At 78.4% G+C, this 19,098-nt stretch carries 15 protein-coding genes; 11 read left to right on the top strand and 4 right to left on the bottom strand.

Going from position 1 to position 19,098, the window contains the following annotated elements:
- Positions 1-53: 53 nt before the first annotated feature.
- Positions 54-1,172: a FecCD family ABC transporter permease gene (locus ACRYR8_RS08130; protein ID WP_432483888.1), complete on the bottom strand. Its 1,119-nt coding sequence runs from the start codon at positions 1,170-1,172 to the stop codon at positions 54-56.
- Positions 1,169-2,233 carry a FecCD family ABC transporter permease gene (locus ACRYR8_RS08125; RefSeq protein WP_432483887.1) on the bottom strand — a complete coding sequence of 355 codons (1,065 nt, stop codon included), beginning with the start codon at positions 2,231-2,233 and terminating at the stop codon, positions 1,169-1,171. Before ACRYR8_RS08125 ends, ACRYR8_RS08130 begins: the two co-directional genes overlap by 4 nt.
- A gap of 331 nt (positions 2,234-2,564) precedes the next feature.
- Here ACRYR8_RS08125 and ACRYR8_RS08120 point away from each other — a divergent pair, with 331 nt between their 5' ends.
- The 4 genes from ACRYR8_RS08120 (at position 2,565) to ACRYR8_RS08105 (ending at position 8,786) form a co-directional block, all read left to right on the top strand.
- Positions 2,565-4,139, top strand: coding sequence for a DEAD/DEAH box helicase (locus ACRYR8_RS08120; RefSeq protein ID WP_432483886.1), 1,575 nt, complete (start codon positions 2,565-2,567; stop codon positions 4,137-4,139).
- Between the two features lie 111 nt (positions 4,140-4,250).
- Entirely contained in the window at positions 4,251-6,755 is a 2,505-nt protein-coding gene (gene hrpB / locus ACRYR8_RS08115) for an ATP-dependent helicase HrpB (RefSeq protein ID WP_432483885.1), read from the top strand.
- Positions 6,756-6,828: 73 nt separating this feature from the next.
- A complete protein-coding gene (locus ACRYR8_RS08110) occupies positions 6,829-7,905 on the top strand; it encodes an NAD(P)-binding domain-containing protein (RefSeq protein ID WP_432483884.1) in 1,077 nt (358 codons plus the stop codon).
- 71 nt (positions 7,906-7,976) lie between these two features.
- The gene (locus tag ACRYR8_RS08105; RefSeq protein WP_432483883.1) at positions 7,977-8,786 is read left to right on the top strand and encodes a class I SAM-dependent methyltransferase; all 810 of its coding nucleotides are present in this window, start codon (positions 7,977-7,979) and stop codon (positions 8,784-8,786) included.
- An 18-nt stretch (positions 8,787-8,804) separates the two neighbouring features.
- Here ACRYR8_RS08105 and ACRYR8_RS08100 read toward each other — a convergent pair whose 3' ends face one another.
- The gene (locus tag ACRYR8_RS08100; RefSeq protein WP_432483882.1) at positions 8,805-9,506 is read right to left on the bottom strand and encodes a SprT-like domain-containing protein; all 702 of its coding nucleotides are present in this window, start codon (positions 9,504-9,506) and stop codon (positions 8,805-8,807) included.
- 112 nt (positions 9,507-9,618) lie between these two features.
- Between ACRYR8_RS08100 and ACRYR8_RS08095 the strand changes: the two genes are divergently transcribed.
- Positions 9,619-11,106, top strand: a complete 1,488-nt coding sequence (locus ACRYR8_RS08095) for a phytoene desaturase family protein (RefSeq protein ID WP_432483881.1) — start codon at positions 9,619-9,621, stop codon at positions 11,104-11,106.
- Between the two features lie 115 nt (positions 11,107-11,221).
- Here the strand turns inward: ACRYR8_RS08095 and ACRYR8_RS08090 are convergent, their stop codons facing one another.
- Positions 11,222-12,166, bottom strand: coding sequence for a sugar phosphate isomerase/epimerase family protein (locus ACRYR8_RS08090; protein WP_432483880.1), 945 nt, complete (start codon positions 12,164-12,166; stop codon positions 11,222-11,224).
- A gap of 233 nt (positions 12,167-12,399) precedes the next feature.
- On the opposite strand from ACRYR8_RS08090, the gene ACRYR8_RS08085 reads away from it, so the two are divergent.
- The 6 genes from ACRYR8_RS08085 to ACRYR8_RS08060 are packed head-to-tail and all read left to right on the top strand — an operon-like array spanning position 12,400 to position 19,052.
- Positions 12,400-13,383 carry an HD domain-containing protein gene (locus ACRYR8_RS08085; RefSeq protein ID WP_432483878.1) on the top strand — a complete coding sequence of 328 codons (984 nt, stop codon included), beginning with the start codon at positions 12,400-12,402 and terminating at the stop codon, positions 13,381-13,383.
- Positions 13,384-13,412: 29 nt separating this feature from the next.
- Positions 13,413-14,495, top strand: coding sequence for a Gfo/Idh/MocA family protein (locus ACRYR8_RS08080; protein ID WP_432483876.1), 1,083 nt, complete (start codon positions 13,413-13,415; stop codon positions 14,493-14,495).
- Positions 14,496-14,498: 3 nt separating this feature from the next.
- Complete coding sequence (locus ACRYR8_RS08075; protein WP_432483874.1) at positions 14,499-15,434, top strand: MBL fold metallo-hydrolase; 936 nt, start codon at positions 14,499-14,501, stop codon at positions 15,432-15,434.
- A complete protein-coding gene (locus ACRYR8_RS08070; RefSeq protein WP_432483872.1) occupies positions 15,431-17,002 on the top strand; it encodes a YcaO-like family protein in 1,572 nt (523 codons plus the stop codon). Before ACRYR8_RS08075 ends, ACRYR8_RS08070 begins: the two co-directional genes overlap by 4 nt.
- A complete protein-coding gene (locus ACRYR8_RS08065; protein WP_432483871.1) occupies positions 16,999-18,306 on the top strand; it encodes a glycosyltransferase family 4 protein in 1,308 nt (435 codons plus the stop codon). Before ACRYR8_RS08070 ends, ACRYR8_RS08065 begins: the two co-directional genes overlap by 4 nt.
- The gene (locus ACRYR8_RS08060; protein WP_432483870.1) at positions 18,303-19,052 is read left to right on the top strand and encodes a PIG-L deacetylase family protein; all 750 of its coding nucleotides are present in this window, start codon (positions 18,303-18,305) and stop codon (positions 19,050-19,052) included. Before ACRYR8_RS08065 ends, ACRYR8_RS08060 begins: the two co-directional genes overlap by 4 nt.
- Positions 19,053-19,098: the final 46 nt, after the last annotated feature.

Here is a 19,098-nt window from a genome sequence, read left to right as displayed (position 1 = left end):
CGTCGTTGCGGTCGTCCGTCCCGGTCGTGCCCGCGGCCCCTCGCCGCGGGTGGTCAGCCGCGCCCGCGGCGCCACTGCCCGACGAGCAGGTACGCCAGGTAGAGGCCGCCCACGGCGCCGGTGACGACGCCCACGGGCAGCTGGGTGGGGGCGAACACCCGCTGGGCGGCGAAGTCGCTGACCACGACGAGCAGCGCGCCCGTCAGGCCCGCGGCCACCAGGCCGGGGCCGACCGTCCCGGTGAGGCGGCGGGCCACCTGCGGGGCGGCCAGTGCCACGAACGCCACGGGCCCGGCGGCCATCGCGGCCAGCGCGGTGGCGGTCACGGCGGCCAGGAGCACGCCCACCCGCACGCGGTCCACCCGCACGCCCAGGGCGCGGGCGGCGTCGTCGCCGAGGTCCAGCATCCCCAGCGCCCGGCTCGTCAGCAGCAGGGCGGGCAGCAGCACCAGCAGTCCGGCGCCCAGGGGGGCGGCCTGTTCCCACCCGCGGCCGTTGAGGCTGCCGGTGATCCACACCTGCGCCGCCTGCGCCTCCTCCACCTCGGCGCGGGTGAGCAGGTAGTTGTTCACCGCCTGCAGCGCGGCGCTCGTGCCGATGCCGACGAGGATGAGGCGGTAGCCCTGCACGCCGCCGCCGCCGCGGGAGAGCAGGTAGACGAGCAGGGCGCTGGCGAACCCGCCGGCGACGGCGCCGACGGCCACGTCGATGCCGCTGCCGCCCAGGACGAGCATGACGAGCAGCGCGCCGCTGACGGCGCCGTGGGTGAAGCCGATGACGTCGGGACTGCCCAGCGGGTTGCGGGTGACGAGCTGGAAGACGGCCCCGGCCACGCCGAGGGCGACACCCACCAGCAGTCCGGTGACCAGCCGCGGCAGCCGCAGCCCCAGCACGATGAACTCGTCGGCGCCCTCGCCGCGGCCGACGAGGGCGCGCAGCACCCCGGGCACGCCGATCGGGTAGTCGCCGGTGGTCAGGCTCAGCGCGGACACCGCCGCGACCACCGCGGTGATCACCAGGCACACCGCGAGGCTGCGGCCCTCCACGCGCAGGCTGACCGCGCCGCGGCGGCCCAGGCGCAGGGTGCGGCCGCGGCGGGCGCGGGCGGCGACGCGGGCCTCGGGCGCGGACAGCGGCGGGGCGGTCGCGCGCGGGGGGGCGGGGGCGCTCACAGCTGCGCCAGCCGACGCCGGCGGACCAGGGCGACGAGGACGGGGGCGCCGAGCAGCGCGGTCACGATGCTGACCTCCAGTTCGCCGGGGCGGACCACGACCCGGCCGAGGACGTCGCCCAGCAGCAGCAGCGCCGGCGCCAGGACGAGGGACAGGGGCAGGACCCAGCGCTGGTCCGGGCCGGTCAGGGCCCGGACCACGTGCGGCACGGCCAGGCCGAGGAACCAGATGGGGCCGGCGGCGGCGGTGGCCGCCCCGCACAGCAGCGTCACGGCCAGCGCCGTCACCACGCGGGTGCGCCCCACGCGCACGCCCAGCGCGCGGCCGGAGTCCACGCCCAGGGCCAGGGCGTTCAGCGAGCGCGCCTGCGACAGCGCCAGGGCGGTGCCCACGGCGAAGAACGGCAGCATCTGCCGGAAGACGTCCAGGTCGTGCCCGGCGAGGGAGCCGACCTGCCAGAAGCGGAAGCGGTCGAAGGTGCCCTGGTCCAGCAGCACCTGCGCGGTGGTGTAGGCGCCCAGGGCGGCGCTGACGGCGGTGCCGGCCAGGGCCAGGCGCACCGGTGTGGCGCCGCCGCGCCCGGCCGAGCCGAGCACGTACACGACGACCGCGACCACGGCGGCGCCCAGCATGGCGGCCCACACGACGCTGAGGCGCGAGCTGAGCCCGAACACCCCCACGGCGGTGACCATGGCCGCTGCGGCGCCGGAGTTCACGCCCAGCAGCCCGGGGTCGGCCAGCGGGTTGCGCGTCAGGGCCTGCATGAGCGCACCGGCCAGCCCCAGCGCGGCCCCGACCGCGATGCCCAGCAGGGTCCGCGGCACGCGCAGCTCGCGCACCACGAGGGCGTCCTGGGAGTCCGTGGTGCCGCGCAGGGCGTCCAGGACCGTGCCCAGCGGGACGTCGCGCGAGCCGACGGCGAGGCTGGCCAGGACGGCCGCCGCCAGGACGGCGAAGGACAGCAGCAGGGCGGTGGTCCGCCGGGTGCGGCCGGTGCGCCGGGCCGGGGTGCCGACGGGGGGGACGGCCGTGGCCGTGGGTGGGCTCGTCGCGGGTGCCACGACAGGTGAGGTTAGCCTGTCATCACCGGTGCGGTCAGGGAGGTGCGCGTCACCGCCGCCCACCCCGGCCGTGACCGCGCCGGTGCGGGTGCGGGTGGAGCAGGGTGAGCGGGCGCCGCCGGGGAGGACCGGGGAAGAACGCGACGCCCCGGGCCGTTACCCTGGACGGAGCGGGACGCCGTCGGCGTGCCCGCGGTCGAGTGTTCAGCGCGCGGTGCCCCGGTGTCCCCGGCAGGCGCCGCGGCGCGCAGGTCCCTCGCGCGGCGCCACGGCGCCCGGGCGGGTGCGGTCGGGCACCACGGCCGATCCCCGTCGTCCCGAGAGGCACCCGTTGAACCCCTCCGCGCCCAGCGGCACCCGCACGTCCACCTCGTCCGTCCCTGGCCAGCGCCCGCCCCGCCGCCGCGCCCGCGGCGGGGGCGTCCCCGCCCCCCGCACCGACGCCACCACCGCTCCGGCCGACCCGCAGGCCGTCGAGGCCGCCGCCCCGCCCGCCGCCCCGCCCGCCGGCCAGGTCGCCGACGAGCGCTCCTTCGCCGAGCTGGGCGTGCCCGCCCCCCTGGTGGAGGTCCTCGCCGGCACCGGGGTCACCGCGCCCTTCCCGATCCAGTCCGCGACCCTGCCCGACTCCCTGGCCGGGCGCGACGTGCTGGGCCGCGGCCGCACCGGCAGCGGCAAGACCATCGCCTTCGCGCTGCCGCTGGTGGCGCGGCTCGCCGCCTCCGGCACGCCCCGGCGCACCACCAGGCCCCGGGCCCTGGTGCTGGTGCCCACCCGCGAGCTGGCCAACCAGGTCGCCGCCACGGTCACGCCCCTGGCGAAGGCCGTGGGGCTGCGCACCGCCGTCGTCTTCGGCGGCGTGGGTCAGAACCCGCAGGTCAGCGCGCTGCGCGAGGGCGTCGACGTCCTCATCGCCTGCCCGGGTCGGCTGGAGGACCTCATCCGCCAGGGGCACTGCCGCCTGGACGCGGTGGAGGTCACCGTCCTGGACGAGGCCGACCACATGGCCGACCTCGGCTTCCTGCCCGGCGTCAAGCGGCTGCTGGACACCACCCCCGCCGGCGGGCAGCGACTGCTGTTCTCCGCGACGCTGGACAACGGCGTCGACGTGCTCGTCAAGCGCTACCTGTCGCAGCCGGTGACGCACTCGGTGGACCCGGCCGTGGCGCCGGTGTCCACCATGGAGCACCACGTGCTGGAGGTCTCCGCGGACGGCAAGGCCGCGCTGGTGCGCGAGCTGGCCTCCGGCCAGGGCCGCACCGTGCTGTTCACGCGCACCAAGCACGGCGCCAAGAAGCTCGCCAAGCAGCTCACCGCCGCCGGCACGCCGGCCGTGGACCTGCACGGGAACCTCAGCCAGAACGCCCGCGAGCGCAACCTCGGCGCCTTCTCCGAGGGCTCGGTGCGCGTGCTGGTGGCCACCGACATCGCCGCGCGCGGCATCCACGTCGACGAGGTCGGCCTGGTCGTGCACGTGGACCCGCCCACCGAGCACAAGGCGTACCTGCACCGCTCGGGGCGCACCGCGCGCGCCGGCGCCGAGGGTCTCGTCGTCACCGTCGCCACCCCCGACCAGCGCGCCGACGTGCGCACCCTGGCCCGCCAGGCGGGGATCTCGCCGCGCTGGACGGACACCCGCACCGGTGCCGACCTCGTCGACCGGCTCGTGGGCCCGCGCGCGGCGTGGGTGGACCCGGACTCCTCCCCGGTGCCCACGGCGCCGCCGCAGCCGCAGCGCGCTCCGAAGCAGCCGCGCCAGCAGGCTCAGCCGCAGGCCCGCCAGCAGAGCCGGCGGCCCGCGCAGCAGGCCACCGGCGGGACCACCGGTGGCAGCACCGGGGAGGCCTCGCGCCGTCGCCGTCGCCGCGGTGGACGCGGCCGTGGCGGTGCCACCCCCACCGCCTGACCGCCTGACCGTCCGGTCGAGCCGGCCCCGGTGCGCCCCCGCGCGCCGGGGCCGGCGGCGCGTTCGGCGCCCGGTGCCGGCGGGCGGCGGCCGCCGGGGACACTGGCGCCCGTGCTGCCGCCCGGACTGCTCGCCACCCTGCCCGTCGGCACGGTCGTGCCCGACCTCCTGGCCGCGCTCGCCCACGCCGGTGCCGCGGTGCTGCAGGCCCCGCCGGGCACCGGCAAGACGACCCTGGTGCCGCTGGCCCTCGCCGACGCCCTGCCCGGGCGCGTCCTGGTCGCCGAGCCCCGGCGGGTCGCCGCCCGCGCCGCTGCCGCCCGCATGGCCGCGCTGCTGGGCGAGGAGGTGGGCGGGACCGTCGGCTACGCCGTGCGCGGGGAGCGGCGCACCGGTCCGGGCACGCGCGTGGAGGTCGTCACCACGGGCCTGCTGCTGCGCCGGCTGCTGGCCGCCGAGGACCTGCCGGGGGTGTCGGCGGTCCTGCTCGACGAGGTCCACGAGCGCCAGCTGGACCTGGACCTGGCGCTGGCCTTCTGCGTGCAGGCGCGCCGGCTTCTGCGCGAGGACCTGCGCCTGGTCGCGGCCTCGGCGACGCTCGCCGCCGACCGGCTGGCCGCCGTCCTGGGTGGGGGGCCGGGTGCCCCCGCCCCGGTGGTGACGGCCACGGCGCCCGTGCACCCGTTGCAGGTGCGCTGGTGCCCGCCGTCGCGCCCGGTGCGCCCGCCGGAGGGCCTGCGGGTGGACCCCGCGCTGCTGGAGCACGTGGCCGGCCTCGTGCAGCGGGCCGTCGCCGAGCTGGACGGCGACGTGCTCGCCTTCCTCCCCGGCGCGGGGGAGGTCGCCGCCGTGCAGCGGCGCCTGCACCTGCCCGGCGTGGACGTGGCCGTGCTCACCGGCGGGCACGGCGCCCGGGAGCAGGACGCGGCGCTGCGCCCCGGCCCGCGGCGCCGCGTGGTGCTGGCCACCGCCGTCGCCGAGTCGAGCTTGACGGTGCCCGGGGTGCGCGTGGTCGTCGACGCGGGACTGGCGCGCGTGCCGCGGGTGGACCACGCCCGCGGCCTGTCCGGGCTGGACACGGTGCGGGTCTCGCGCGCCGGCGCCGAGCAGCGCGCCGGCCGCGCCGCCCGCGAGGCGCCCGGCACGGTGCTGCGCGCCTGGTCGGCCGCCGAGCACGCCCTGCTGGTGCCCGATCCGGCGCCCGAGATCGCCACCGGTGACCTCGCCTCCTTCGCCCTGCTGGCGGCCTGCTGGGGCGAGGTCGTCGACCTGCCCCTGCTGGACGCGCCGCCGGCGGGTCCGCTCGCGGCCGCGCGCGCCTCGCTGGTGCGCCTGGGCCTGCTGGACGCCGCGGGCGCGGTCACGCCCGCCGGCCGCGCGGCCGCGGCCGTGGGCGCCCACCCCCGCCTGGCGCGGGCCCTGCTGGACGGTGCCCCGCTGGTCGGCGCCGCCCGCGCCGCCGAGGTGGTCGCGCTCGTGGGGGAGGACGTGCGCGGGCGCGACGACGACCTGGCCGCGACCTGGCGCGCGGTGCGCGCGGGGCGGCTGCCGGGCGCGGAGCAGTGGCGCCGGGAGGCGCGACGGCTGCGCGCGGCCGTGCCCGCGGGCGCGGGGGAGGGCGGCGGAGAGCTGCCCGACGACCTGGCCGCGGGGCTGGTGACCGCGCTGGCCTTCCCCGAGCGCGTGGCGCACCGCCGCGGCGCGGGGTGGGCCTCGGTGGGCGGCACCCGCTTCGAGCCGGGCCCGGGCTCGGCGCTGGAGGGTGCGCAGTGGGTCGCGGTGGCCGTCGCCGACCGCGCACCCGGCCGCGCCTCCGCCCGGGTGCGCGCCGCCGCGCCGCTGGAGGAGGACCTGGCCCGCACGGTCGTGGCGCCCGTCGTGGCCGACGAGGTGCTCTGGCGCGACGGGGACGTCGTGGCCCGCCGCGTGGAGCGGCTGGGGGAGCTGGAGCTGTCCGCGCGCCCGCTGCCGGACCCGCCGCCGGAGGCGGTCGCCGCGGCCGTGGCCGAGGGCCTGCGCCGCGAGGGGTTGGGGCTGCTGCGCTGGAGCGCTGCGGCGCGCTCGCTGCGGCAGCGCGTCGCCTGCTGCCGCGCCGCGCTGGGCGAGCCGTGGCCGGACCTCGGCGACCGGGCGCTGGCCGCGGACCCGGGCGGCTGGCTGGGGCCGCAGCTGGCGGCGGTGCGCTCGCGCGCGGACCTGGCGCGCCTGGACGTGGCGGCGGCCCTGCGCCGCACCCTGCCGTGGGAGGTCGCGGCGCGCCTGGAGGAGCTGGCGCCGGAGGCGGTGGTCGTGCCCAGCGGCAGGCGCGCCGCCCTCGACTACGCCGACCCGGCCGCGCCGGTGCTGGCGCTGAAGCTGCAGGAGGCCTTCGGGTGGCGCTCGGGGCCGCGCGTGGCCGGCGGGCGGGTGGCGGTCGTGGTGCACCTGCTGTCCCCGGCGGGCCGGCCCCTGGCGGTCACCGCTGACCTGGAGTCCTTCTGGCGCAACGGTTACCCCGGGGTGAGGGCGGAGAACCGCGGCCGCTACCCCAAGCACCCCTGGCCCGAGGACCCGCTGGCGGCCGAGCCGACCGCCCGCACGAGCGCCGCCGTGCGCCGCGACGCGCGGTCCCGCTGACCCTACGATCACGGACTGTGACGCGACCGGGGACGCGGGGGGCGGCGGCCGCCGCCGGGCGGCGGGGTCGCGGGTGAGCGCTGCCCTCGCGGCCGTCGACGTCGTCGTCGTGGGCGCCGGCCAGGGCGGGCTGGCCACCGCCCACCACCTGCTGCGCGCCGGGCTGGAGCCGGGGCGCGGGTTCGTCGTCGTGGACGCGGCGGACGGGCCGGGCGGGGCGTGGCGGCACCGCTGGCCGTCGCTGACGATGGACCGCGTCAACGGGGTGCACGACCTGCCGGGGTTGTCGATGCGCGAGGCGCTGGGACCCGTGGACCCGCGCGCGCCCGCGCACGAGGTGGTGCCTGCGTACTTCGCCGCCTACGAGGAGGTCCTGGGCCGGCCGGTGCGCCGGCCGGAGCGGGTGCGCCAGGTGCGGCCGGCCGGTCCCCGGCTGCTCGTCGTCACAGACCGCGCCCGGTACGCGGCGCGCGCCGTGGTCAGCGCCACGGGCACGTGGACGCGCCCGTTCCGCCCGTTCTACCCGGGGGTGGGGACCTTCCGCGGCCGGCAGCTGCACACGGCGGACTACCGCGGCCCGGGGGAGTTCGCCGGGCAGCACGTCGTGGTGGTGGGGGGTGGGATCTCCGCGGTGCAGCACCTGGCGGAGCTGTGCCGGGTGGCGACGACGACGTGGGTGACGCGGCGCGAGCCGGTGTTCCGCGCGCCCGACGCGGCGGGCGCGCTGGACGTGCGGGCCCGCCGGGCCGCGGTGGCGGAAGTGGCCGGGCGGGTGGCGGCGGGCCTGCCCCCCGGCAGCGTGGTGTCGGCGACCGGGCTGGTCCTGACCCCGGAGGTCGCCGCGCTGCGGGCCGCGGGGGTGCTGGACCGCCGCCCCGTGTTCTCGCGGGTGCTGCCGCACGGCGTGCGCTGGGCGGACGGCTCGGAGGTGGCCGCCGACGCGATCCTGTGGGCGACGGGTTTCCGACCGGCGCTGGACCACCTGCGCCCGTTGCGGTTGCGCGAGCCGGGCGGCGGCGTCCTCGTGGACGGCACCCGCGCGGTGCGGGAGCCGCGCCTGCACCTGGTGGGCTACGGGCCCTCGGCGTCCACGGTGGGGGCTTCGCGGGCGGCGCGGGAGGCGGTCCGGGTGGTGGTCGCCGGCCGGTGATGCATCTCATCAATTGAGACGCGCGTATCAGATGGTGGACGACGGGTGGGTTCTCGCGGAACGCTGCCGCCGTGACCACCCCCACCCCCGACCCCGGGTACGTGCACGGCTACGCCCCCGCGGTCCGCCGCTCGCACGGCCGCCGCACCGTCGCCAACTCCGCCACCCATCTGCTGCCGCGGCTACGCCCCGGCGCTTCGCTGCTCGACGTCGGCTGCGGCGTCGGCACGCTGACGGCCGACCTCGCCGCCCACGTCGCCCCGGGCCGCGTCGTCGGCGTCGACTCCTCCGCCGAGGTCCTGCAGGCCGCCCGCAGCGCGGCCGCCGGGCGCGGCGTCCACGTCGAGCTGACGGTCGCCGACGCGCACGCCCTGCCCTTCGCCGACGGGGAGTTCGACGTCGTGCACGCCCACCAGGTACTGCAGCACCTCCCCGACCCCGTCGCCGCGCTGCGCGAGATGCGCCGCGTCTGCCGGCCCGGCGGGACGGTCGCGGTGCGCGACGCCGACTACGCCACCGTGCACTGGCACCCCACCTCGCCCGGCCTGCGGTCGTGGCTGTCCGGGTACCGCGCCACCGCCCGGGCCGCGGGCGGCGACCCCGATGCCGGCGCCCGCCTGCTCGCGCTGGCGCGTGCCGCGGGCTTCTCCGAGGTCGTCCCGTCGGCGTCGGTGTGGGTGTTCGCCACCGCGGAGGACCGCGCCTGGTGGGGCGGGACGTGGGCCGAGCGCACCGAGAACTCCGAGCTGACCGACCGCCTGCGCCGCAACGGGTTCAGCGAGGAGGACGTCACCGCTGCGGCGGCCGCCTGGCGGGACTGGGCCGCCGACCCGGACGGGTGGACGGCGATGGTGCACGGCGAGCTGCTGTGCCGGCCGTGAGGGGCGCCCCGGGCGCGGTCAGGCCAGCGGTTCCACGGCGGTGAACGGTGCGGTGAGGACCCCGGCGGCCGTCTGCACGTGGTAGCGGGTGCGGGCCCGGCGCAGCACGCGGCCGGACAGCCCGGCGTAGCGGCCCGTGCCCAGCAGGCGCACGGCCGTCCCGACCGGCAGGGGCGGTGCGGGAGGGGCCCCGGCCGGCCCGGGGGCGCCCAGCAGGCCGGCGCGCAGGGCGCGGTGGTCGGCGCGGTACCGGTCCCCCATCTCGGTCACCGGCACCTCCCGGCCGTCGAGGTGCCAGGTCAGCAGGTGCTCGGGGGAGAAGCCCCGTGCGCACGCCCCGCAGGCGACCAGCCGCGCCGGGCGCCGGTGCCGGGTCACGGCGTGCCCGGCGGGGCACACCCCGCGCCAGCGCCCGGGCGGCCGGGGCGCCGACGTCGTGCGGGCGCCCGAGCAGCCGATGCGGCGGGCGGCGGCGCGCCACACGGCGTCGTGCCCGTGCCGGGTCCCCACCAGGGCGTGGGCGATCTCGTGCAGGACGGTGTCGCGCACCTCGGCCGGTGAGTGCAGGAACGTCAGCGGGGCGCTCAGCCCGATCTGCCGGCGGTCCTCCCGGCAGACCCCCGCGCGGGTGCGCGCCCGGTCCAGCACCACCGTCCAGCCGTCCAGCCCGTGCTCGGCGAGCAGCTCCTCGGCCACCGCCACCGCGTCCCGCAGTTCCACCCCGCCATCCTGCCCCGTCCCCATCGTGGTCCCGTCGTGGTCCCGTCGTGGTCCCGTCGTGGTCCCGCCGCGGGGACGGGCACCAGCGGCGGGCTCGTGCCAGGGTCGCGGGGTGAGCGCAGCCGTGGACGCCGTCGTGGTGGGGGCCGGGCCCAACGGGCTGGCCGCCGCCGTCGTGCTGGCCCGGGCGGGCCTGCGGGTGGAGGTGCTGGAGCGCAACCCCGCCGTCGGCGGCGGGGCGCGCACCGCCGAGCTCACCCTCCCCGGCTTCGCCCACGACCTCGGCTCCGCCGTGCACCCCATGGCGCTGGCCTCGCCGTTCTTCCGCGCCTTCGACCTGCCCGCGCACGGCGTGGAGCTGCTGCAGCCCGACGTCGCCTACGGCCACCCCCTCGACGGCGGCCGGGCCGCCCTGGCGCTGCGGGACCTGGACGCCACCGCCGAGGGCCTGGGCCCCGACGGTCGTGCCTGGCGCGGGCTGCTGGGGCCCCTGGTGGACCGCTGGCGCGAGGTCGTCGCCCTGGCACTGGGCGACCTGCGCACCCCGCCGCGCTCGGCGGGGGAGCTGGCCGCGGCCGCCCGCCTGGGCCTGGCGGTGCTGGAGCAGGGCGGGCCCGCCTGGGGCGCGAGGTTCCGCACCGACGCCGCCGCCGCGCTGCTGACCGGTGCGGCCGCGCACGCGGTCGCCCCGCCGCGGGCCCCCGGTCCGGCCGGGGCCGGGCTGCTGCTGGCGACCCTCGCGCACGCCGTCGGCTGGCCGGTCCCGCGCGGGGGCTCGCAGGCGATCTCCGACGCCCTGGCCGCGGAGGTGGTCCGGCTCGGCGGTTCCGTGCGCACCGGGGTGGAGGTGGGGGACCTGCGCGAGCTGCCGCCGGCGCGCGCGGTGCTGCTCGACGTGGTCCCCCGCGGCCTGCTGCGCCTGGCGGGGGGCCGTCTGCCCGGCGGCTACGCGGCGTGGCTGCGCCGGTGGCGGCACCGCGCCGCGGCCGCACCGGTCCACTTCGCCCTCGACGGACCGGTGCCCTGGGCGGCGCCGGGTCTGGAGCGCGCGGGCACCGTCCACGTCGGCGGCACCCGCGCCGAGCTGGTGGCCGCCGAGCGCGCGGTCGCCGCCGGCCGGCACGCCGCGCGCCCGTACGTGCTGCTGTCGCAGCCCTCGGTGCTGGACCGCTCGCGGGCCCCGGGGGCGCACCAGGTGCTGTGGACCTACGCGCACGTGCCCCTGGGGTCGACCGTCGACGTGGGGGACGCCGTGCAGGCCCAGGTGGAGCGGTTCGCGCCGGGGTTCGGGGACCGGGTGCTCGCCCGGCGCACCGTGACCGCGGCGCAGCTGGAGACGGAGAACCCGAACCTCGTGCGGGGCGACGTCTCCGGCGGTGCGGTGACGCCGTGGCAGCTGCTGTTCCGGCCGGTGCCGCGCTGGGACCCGTACCGCGTGCCGCTGCCGGCGCCTGCCCCGGCCACGTACCTGTGCTCCTCGGCGACGCCCCCCTCGGCGGGCGTGCACGGCATGGCCGGGGTGCACGCCGCCCGGCGGGCGCTGCGGCGCGAGTTCGGGGTGCGCGTCGACGGGGACGGGCTGTCCGCGCGGACGCGGTGAGGCCCCGGCGGACCCTCCCGGGTTCCCCGCGGGTTTCCCGCGGTTTCCCCGAGGGTTCACCACGGGTCCGCCGGAAGTTCGCGGGGCCTCCCCGGGCTCCCGTCCCGCGGCCCGGTCAGCCGCGCGCGGCCTGGCCGACGCGCTCGGCGGCGCTCAGGTCCACCGTGCGCGACAGCGAGGGCAGGAACCGGATGAGGTGCTCGCGGCTGCGCCGGGCCGCCTCGCGGTGCACCGGGTCGTGGTCGTAGAGCTCGACGCTGATCCAGCCGTCCAGCCCGTCGGTGCCCAGGACCCGGCCCACCGCTGCGAAGTCGACGTCGCCGTCGCCGGGCACGAGGTGGGCGTGCACCCGGTCCGCGATGTCCTCCACCTGCAGGTGCCGCGTGATCGGCAGGTGGCGTTCCAGCGACCCGATCGGGTCGTCCTCGACGACGACGGCGTGGCCGAGGTCCTGGCTGAGCCACAGGTCGCCACTGCCGGTGCGGTCGATCACCGCGGCGACCTCGGCGTTGGTCTGGCAGTGGAAACCCGGCTCCGGCTCGATCCCCAGCACGGTGCGCCCGCGGGGCAGGCCCGCGGCGTCGAGCTCGGCGTGCAGGGTGTCCAGCAGGACGGCGATCCCCTCGTCCAGCCAGCGGTCGGCCTCGGCGGCGTCCACGGCGGGGTGCCGGCTGCCGGTGGAGAACACGACGAGGGGAACGCCGACGCGCACGCCGATGCGCACCCCGCGGCACAGCAGGTCCAGCCGGCGCGCGCGTTCGGCCGGGTCGGGGTCGACCAGGGCCGGTTCGAACGGCAGTTCGCTGAGCAGGTGCGGGTCGCCGGTGGCGAGGCTGCACGCCACCAGGCCGGTTTCTTCTAGAACCCGGTGCAGGCGGTCCGCGTCCGCCGGCGAGAACGCCCACGGGTCGACGTGCTGCCCGTTCAGCGACAGTTCGATCCCGTTGTAGCCGGTGTCGGCCAGCACCCGCACGGCCTCGTCCAGCGGGACCGAGCGCAGGCCGTTGGCGTTGTAGGCGAGCCGGGTGCTCGACTCGCGGGGATGGGGGGTGGAATGCACCTGGGGACTCCTCGTGGTCGTGGGACAGGCGCGGGGCGGCCCGGGAAAGGGACCGTTTCGCAGACTGTCAGGAACCCGCGCGACGCGCGCCCCGGAGGAGTGTCGCGGTGCGTGGAGGGACGTCGTGGGCGCGTGACGGTCCTCACGGGGGTTCGGGGTGCGCCGGCCGACGGCGGGCGGCAGGCTGGCGCCGTGCTGCTGACCCTGCCGTGCGCCGCCCTGGGCCGTCCCGCGTGACCGGCACCGCCGCTCCCGCGGGCTCCACCGGTTTCCCCGGCTCCACTGCCGGCGGACCGGTCGTCCCCCCGTCCTCGCTGCAGGTCTACCGCGAGGTCGCCGACCTCAAACGCCTGCGCGACGCCCGCGAACCGGGTTCCCTCGCCGACCGCGCGTTCGTGCGCTCCTGGCGGGCGGTCCTGGCCGACCCCTCGCCGGCCGCCGTGGAACAGCTCGCCCTGCGCGAGACCGCGCACGCCCTGGCGGCCGCCCGCCTGGCCGGCGTGGACGCCTCCGTCCTGGAACTGGCCGGCCTGTCGCGCAGCGAGCGGCTCGACGTGCTGCAGCGCGCGTTCGACGCGGTGACCTCCACCGCCGACGGCGGGCTGGGCGACCTGGCCGACGTGCGCGCGGCGCTCGACCCGGACCCGCTCGACACCGGCGCCCTGCCCCGCGTGCCGGCGTTCGTGCAGGCCCTGGTGCACCAGCCCCGCGCGGGTGCCACCCACCCCGTGCGGCCGAGGGTGGTGGTGGAACCCCCGGAGAGCCACGGCGACCACTGCTTCGTCACCGCCGTCTACTCCGCGCTCGTCGCCGGCCGCCACGGCGTCGGCCGCGGCGAGGCGTTCCTGGTCGCCCTGGCCCACCACCTGCCCAACGGGGACCTGCCCGACGCGGGTTTCGGCGGTGAGGTGCTCCTCGGTGAGCACCACCAGCGCGTCCTGGCCGTGCTCGAGGAGCGGTCGATGGCCCAGTTGCCGGACGCGCTGGCCACCCGGCTGCGGGAGCTGCTGCCGCAGCGGGAGACCACCGGGACGTCGATCGGGCGCGTCTTCAACACGGCCGACGTCCTGGACCGCGTCCTGCAGGTGCACCACCACGCCCGTGCCGCCGCCTTCACCGCCGCCCAGGCGCTGGACGACCTCGACATCGTCCACCCCGGACCGGTGCAGGAGTTCCAGCTCGGCGTGCTGGCCGCCGCCGGGATCCCCGTGCGCTGAACCCCGACTCCCGAGACCGACGGAGAACCGTGACGAACCTCGAGAACCCGACCGGCCCCCCGAGCACCGGGTGGGTGATCGCCGGTGCCGGCTGGGTGGCTCGCGACCACATGGCCCCCGCCCTGGCCGCCTCGCCCACCAGCCGCGTCGTCGCGGTCGTGGACCGCGACCTCGGCGCCGCGCGCGCCCTGGCGCAGCGGTTCCCCGGAGCCGTCGCGCACGACGACCTGACGACCGCGTTCCGCACCCCCGGTGCGCGCGCCGCCTACGTCGCCACCCCGAACCACGCCCACCGCGAGGTGGCCGAGGCCGCCGCGGACGCCGGGCTGGCCGTGCTGTGCGAGAAGCCCCTCGCCGCCGCGCTCGACGACGCCGCCGCCCTGGTCACCGCCTGCGAGCGGGCCGGCGTCCTCGCGGCCACCGCGTTCGACCAGCGGTTCCACCCCGCGCACCGGCGGATCGCCGAGGTCGTGGCGGCCGGCACCCTCGGCACCGTGACGAGCGTGCGCATCGTCTACGGCTGCTGGCTGCCGCCGGGATGGGCCCCGCCGGGCAGCACCACCGGGGACAACTGGCGCGTCGACCCCGTCCGCGCCGGCGGCGGCGCCTACGTCGACCTGGCCCCGCACGGCCTGGACCTGGTGGGGGCGCTGCTCGGCGAGGACGTCGAGGTCGCCACCACCCACGTGCAGCGCCGCGTGCACGACTACGCCGTCGATGACGGCTCGATCCTGGTGGGCAGCACGGGCTCCGGCGTGCTCGTCACCATCGCGAACTCCTTCAACACCGTCGAGACGCTGCCGCGGCGGCGCCTGGAGGTCGTCGGGACCCGCGGTCAGCTGGTGGCGACGAACACCATGGGGCAGACCGCCGGCGGGACGCTGGAACTCATCGACGCCGGCACGGGGGAGTCCTCGCCCGTGGAGTTCGACACCGCGACGTCGCCGTTCGCCGCGCAGGTGCGCGCGGTGGAGGAGGCACTGGCCGACCCGGCGCGCTGGCCGTTCCCGATGGCCCGCGACCTGCGGCTGCTGCACCTGCTGCACGACGCCCTCGGCGCCGGGGTCCCCGGCACCCGGCCCGACCCCGTCCTCACCGCGCAGGAGGCCTGAACGATGACCGGCCCGAACGACTCCCACGAACTGCGCGGCGTCCGCGCCGGCGAGCTCGCGCCGCTGCCCACCCGGGCGCACCGCAGCCACCGCGCGTACTCCTGCACGAACTGCGGGCACTGGCAGCGCTGGTTCGCGCACACCGCGCCCCCGCTGTGCCCGGTGTGCGCGGACGTGCGCAACGAACTGCCCGAGGAGGGGTTCGCCTTCCGCACCGAGCGGGAGGTCGACGACCTCGTCGAGACCTCCTGGCGCGAGGCCGTCCCCGGCGTCACGGAGTTCTGGTGCGACCCCGTGGTCGGGCTCGGCTCGCACGGCTGGGTCCTGGACACCGTCGACGGCCTGCTCGGTTTCGAGGCCGCGCCCTGGTACTCCGCCGCCGCGCTGGCCGAGCTGCGCCGCCGCGGCGGCCTGCGGGTGCTGGCGTCCAGCCACGTGCACGGGTTCGGCGGCCTGTGGCAGTTGCAGGACGAGCTGGACCCGCCGGTCGTCGCCGTCGGGGTGGACGACCTGGTGTGGACCAAGGCGTTCCGCGTGACGTACCCGGCCGACGACCACCTGCAACTGGCCCCCGGCATCTCCCTGCACCGCACCGGCGGGCACTTCCCCGGACACAGCGTCCTGCACGACGCCGGCCGTGGGCTGCTGTTCTGCGGCGACTCCCTGAAGATCGACCTCAACCCCGACGGCAGCGCCGCTGCGCTCAGCGCCCACAAGGCGTTCCACGCGCAGATCCCGCTCTCGCGCGCCGAGCTGCGGCGGATGCGCGAGACCGTCGGCGCGCTGGAGTTCGAGACGGTGTTCAGCCCGTTCGAGTTCGCCACCGGCGTCACCACGCGGCACGTGCTGGCCCTGGTGGACCACATGCTCGCGCACCCCCCGTCGGCGGCACCGGTCCCGATGGACGTCCTCGGACCCGCGAAGGCGGTCATCGCGTGAGCGCCCCCACCCCCCACCCCCTCGTCGTCGACCACCCCGTCGACGACGTGGCCGAGCACGCCGCGACCACGCGCTTTCGGGACGTGCTGGGCACGCGGGACAGGTACGAGTTCCCCACCTACCGGCTGGACACCGTGGGTGTGCCGTCCTGGTGGACGATCGCCCCCGCCGGCCCGGGCGGGTCGGCGGCCGCCGGGCACGGGTACGGCGGCACCGACGCCGACGCCCGGCGCTCCAGCTGGGGGGAGTCGGCCGAGCTGGGCCTGCTGCGCGAGCGGATCGCCACCCTGGAGCACCGCCGCGCCCCCCGTGCGGCGCTGGTGGCCGAGTTCGGCACCGACGCCGTCGTGGACCCGCCCGCGCTGTGCCTGGACGCCGGCGCCCCCTACGAGCCCGGCGCCGTCCTGAACTGGCTCCCCCTGCAGCGGCACGGCACGGGCGAGCGCGTGTGGGTCCCCGCCGACGTGGTCCTGCGCGACGCCGAGGAACTGCCGCCCGGCCTGGTCGACGACCTGCCGCGCCTGGTCACCCGGCACGGCAACGGCCTCGGTGCCGGCGACACCCTGCACCGCGCCGTCGCCCACGGCATCGGCGAACTCCTCCAGCGCGACGGCAACGGCACCCGGTTCCGCGCGATGGACACCGGCGTCGTCCTCGACCTGGGGCCGGGCGACGAGCAGGTGCGCGACCCCGCCACCCGCGAGGCGCTGGCGAAGCTGCGCGCCCAGGGCGTCCGGGTGGTGCCGAAGCTGGCGAACGACTGGTGGGGGATCGTCAACGTCACCGTCGTCGGCGCCGACGACGACCCCCTGCAGCCGGTGATGGTGACGGCCGCGGGCGAGGCCGCCCACCCCGACCGGGAGGTCGCGCTGCGCAAGGCCGTGCTGGAGTTCGCCGCCGCGCGCTCGCGCAAGGCGTTCACCCACGGCTCGCTGGACGCCGTGGCGGCGATCAGCCCGCCCGGGTACCTGGACCGCTACACCGCGGACCCCGCCACCCAGGAGGAACGGGCGCTGCGCGGGATGCTGCGCTGGCTGGGCATGGACGCCGCGCAGCTGCGCGCGCTGCTGGAGCCCGTCGTGCTCGCCGAGCGCTCCCGCGTCCGCTTCGACTCCCTGCCCACCTGGTCCGCGCCCGCCGGCGCCGACGAGCAGGAGGCGCTCGCGCAGCACCTCGTGGGCCTGCTGCGCGAGCGGGGTCTCGACGTCCTGGTCCTGGACTGCTCGCGCGACGGCGTCGCCGTCGCGCGCGTCGTCGTCCCCGGGCTGGAGGTGGAGATCATGAGCTACGGCCGCATCGGGGAGCGCGGCGTGACCGACCTGCTCGCCCGCGGCGACGGGCGCACCGGCCTGCACGGGATCGCGGGCCTGGGCGCGCCGGGGGAGCCGGGCGTGCCCGCCGGCGCCGCGCCCGTGCACCTGACCGCCGCCGCGCGCGAGCGCCTGGGCGGCCCTGCGTGGCTGGACCGCGCCGCGGTCGACCGCGTGCTGGGCGAGCTGTACCCGCTGTACCGCGAACCGGCCCTGCACGCCGCCGCCGTGGCCCGGGCGAAGGGGTGGGACGCGTGAGGATCTGCTTCGTCAGCCGCCGGTACTGGCCGGCGGTGTCCGGGATGAGCGTGTACGCCGAGAAGCTGCTCACCGAGCTGACCGCCCGCGGGCACGAGGTCGTCCTCGTCTCGCAGTTCCGCGGCGACCCCGCCGGCAGCGCCGTCTACGGCGGCGGCCCGCCCCCCGCCGACCGGGTGCCCGCCGGGGTGCGCGCGATCGGCCTGGAAGCGCTCGGCGAGCAGCGCGTCGCCGAGGGCCTGCCCGCCGACTTCGCCGCCGACGTCGCCACGATGCGCGACACGGTGCTGCGCCTGCACGCCGATGAGCCCTTCGACCTGCTGCACGCCCAGTACGCCTGGCCCACCGGCGAGGCGGTGCTGCAGGCGTCCGCGCAGCTCGGCGTGCCGTCGGTGGTCAGCGTGCAGGGCGGCGACGGGCACTGGGTGGGCCTGTGCTGCCCGGAGCACTCCGCCGGCATCCGCACCGTCCTGGACCGTGCCGACGCCGTCCTCATCGGCTCGCGCACCTTCGCCGACGAGGTCGTCGAGCACCACGGGACCGACCCGGGGAGGTTCACCCTCGTCGGCGGGGCCACCGACACGACCGCGTTCTCCCCGGCCGAGGGGGCCGCGGTCGGCGTCCTGCCGACCGGGCGCCCGGTGCGGCTGCTCTTCCACGGCCGCGTCGACCGCCGCAAGGGCGTGCTGGACCTGCTGCACGCCCTGGCCGCGCTGCGCGCCGACGGGCGCGACGTGCGGCTGCTCGTCTCCGGCATCGGCCCCGACGTCACCGCGGTCGCCGGCCTCGTCGCCGAGCTGGGCCTGGACGGCGCGGTGGAGCAGCGCGGGTACGTGCCCTACGACGCCGCACCCGCCGTCTACCGCGAGGCCGACGTGTTCGTCTCCCCGACGCAGTCGGAGGGGTTCTCCAACACGATCCTGGAGGCGATGGCCGCCGGGCTGCCCGTGGTGACCACCCGCACCGTCGGCGTCGTGGACTGCGTGCGCGACGGCGAGAACGGCCTGCTGCACGAGGTCGGCGACGTCGCCGGCCTGACCGCGGCGCTGGTCCGCCTGCTGGACGACCCCGCCCTCGGGCCCCGGCTGGCGCAGCGGGCGCTGTCGGAGGTGCGCGAGGTGTGGTCCTGGCCCGCGCTGACCGGGCGCATCGAGGAGGTCTACGAGCGCCTCGCCGGGACGGAGCCGGACACCTCGTGGACCGCGCTGCCGCCCGGGCGGCGGCCCACCAGCGCCGGCCGGGGCGTCGAGCCGCCCGCGCCGGCCACCGCGTGCCGGTTCCTCTCCGCCCCGCACCTGCTGTGAGCGCGGCACCCCCCGGGGCGGCGCTGCCCGGCGTGGCCCGCGTGCTCGCCGTGTCACCGCACCTGGACGACGCCGCGTTCTCCGCCGGCGCGCTGCTGGCGGGCCTGGCCGCGGCGGGTGCGGACGTGCGCGTGGTCACCGTCTTCACCGGCAGCGTGCCCGACCCCACGGGGTTCGCGCTGGCCTGCCAGACGGACAAGGGCCTGGCCCCGGACGTGGACTACATGGCGCTGCGCCGCGGAGAGGACGACGCCGCGACGGCGGCGCTGGGCGTGCGCGGGCGCCACCTGCCGCTGCTGGAGGCCCCGCACCGGGGGTACACCAGCGCCGCGGCGCTCTTCGGCCCCGTCGCCGCCGGCGACGAGGGCTGCCCCCGCCTCGTGCGCGAGGCCCTCGAGGACGTCCTGCAGGAGGGACCCGGGGGTGGGGTGGACCTGCTGCTGGGGCCGCAGGCCCTCGGCGACCACGTCGACCACCGGCACGTGCGGGAGGCCGTCGACGCCCTCGCGCGCGACCGCGGCCTGCCGCTGGCGCGCTGGGCCGACACCCCGTACGTGCTGCGCCCCGGCGCGCAACCCCCCCGGGGCGCGCCGCGCCGGCCGTGGGAGGGGGAGCTGGAGGCCAAGGTCGCCGCGTGCGCGGCGTACGCCACCCAGCTGGGTTTCCAGTTCGACGGCGAGGCGGCGATGGCGCGGGCGCTGCGCGGGCTGCCGGAGACCTTCGACCCGCCGCTGCCGGCCGGCTGAGCCGCACCCGGCGGGTGGGACCGGCGGGGTGGGGAGACGACGAGGG

The sequence above is a fragment of the Kineococcus esterisolvens genome, assembly GCF_050871405.1.
In the GTDB taxonomy this organism is placed as follows: Bacteria; Actinomycetota; Actinomycetes; order Actinomycetales; family Kineococcaceae; genus Kineococcus.
The sequence above is the reverse complement of the archived record's forward strand: the minus strand, read 5'-3'. Positions and strand labels throughout refer to the sequence as shown.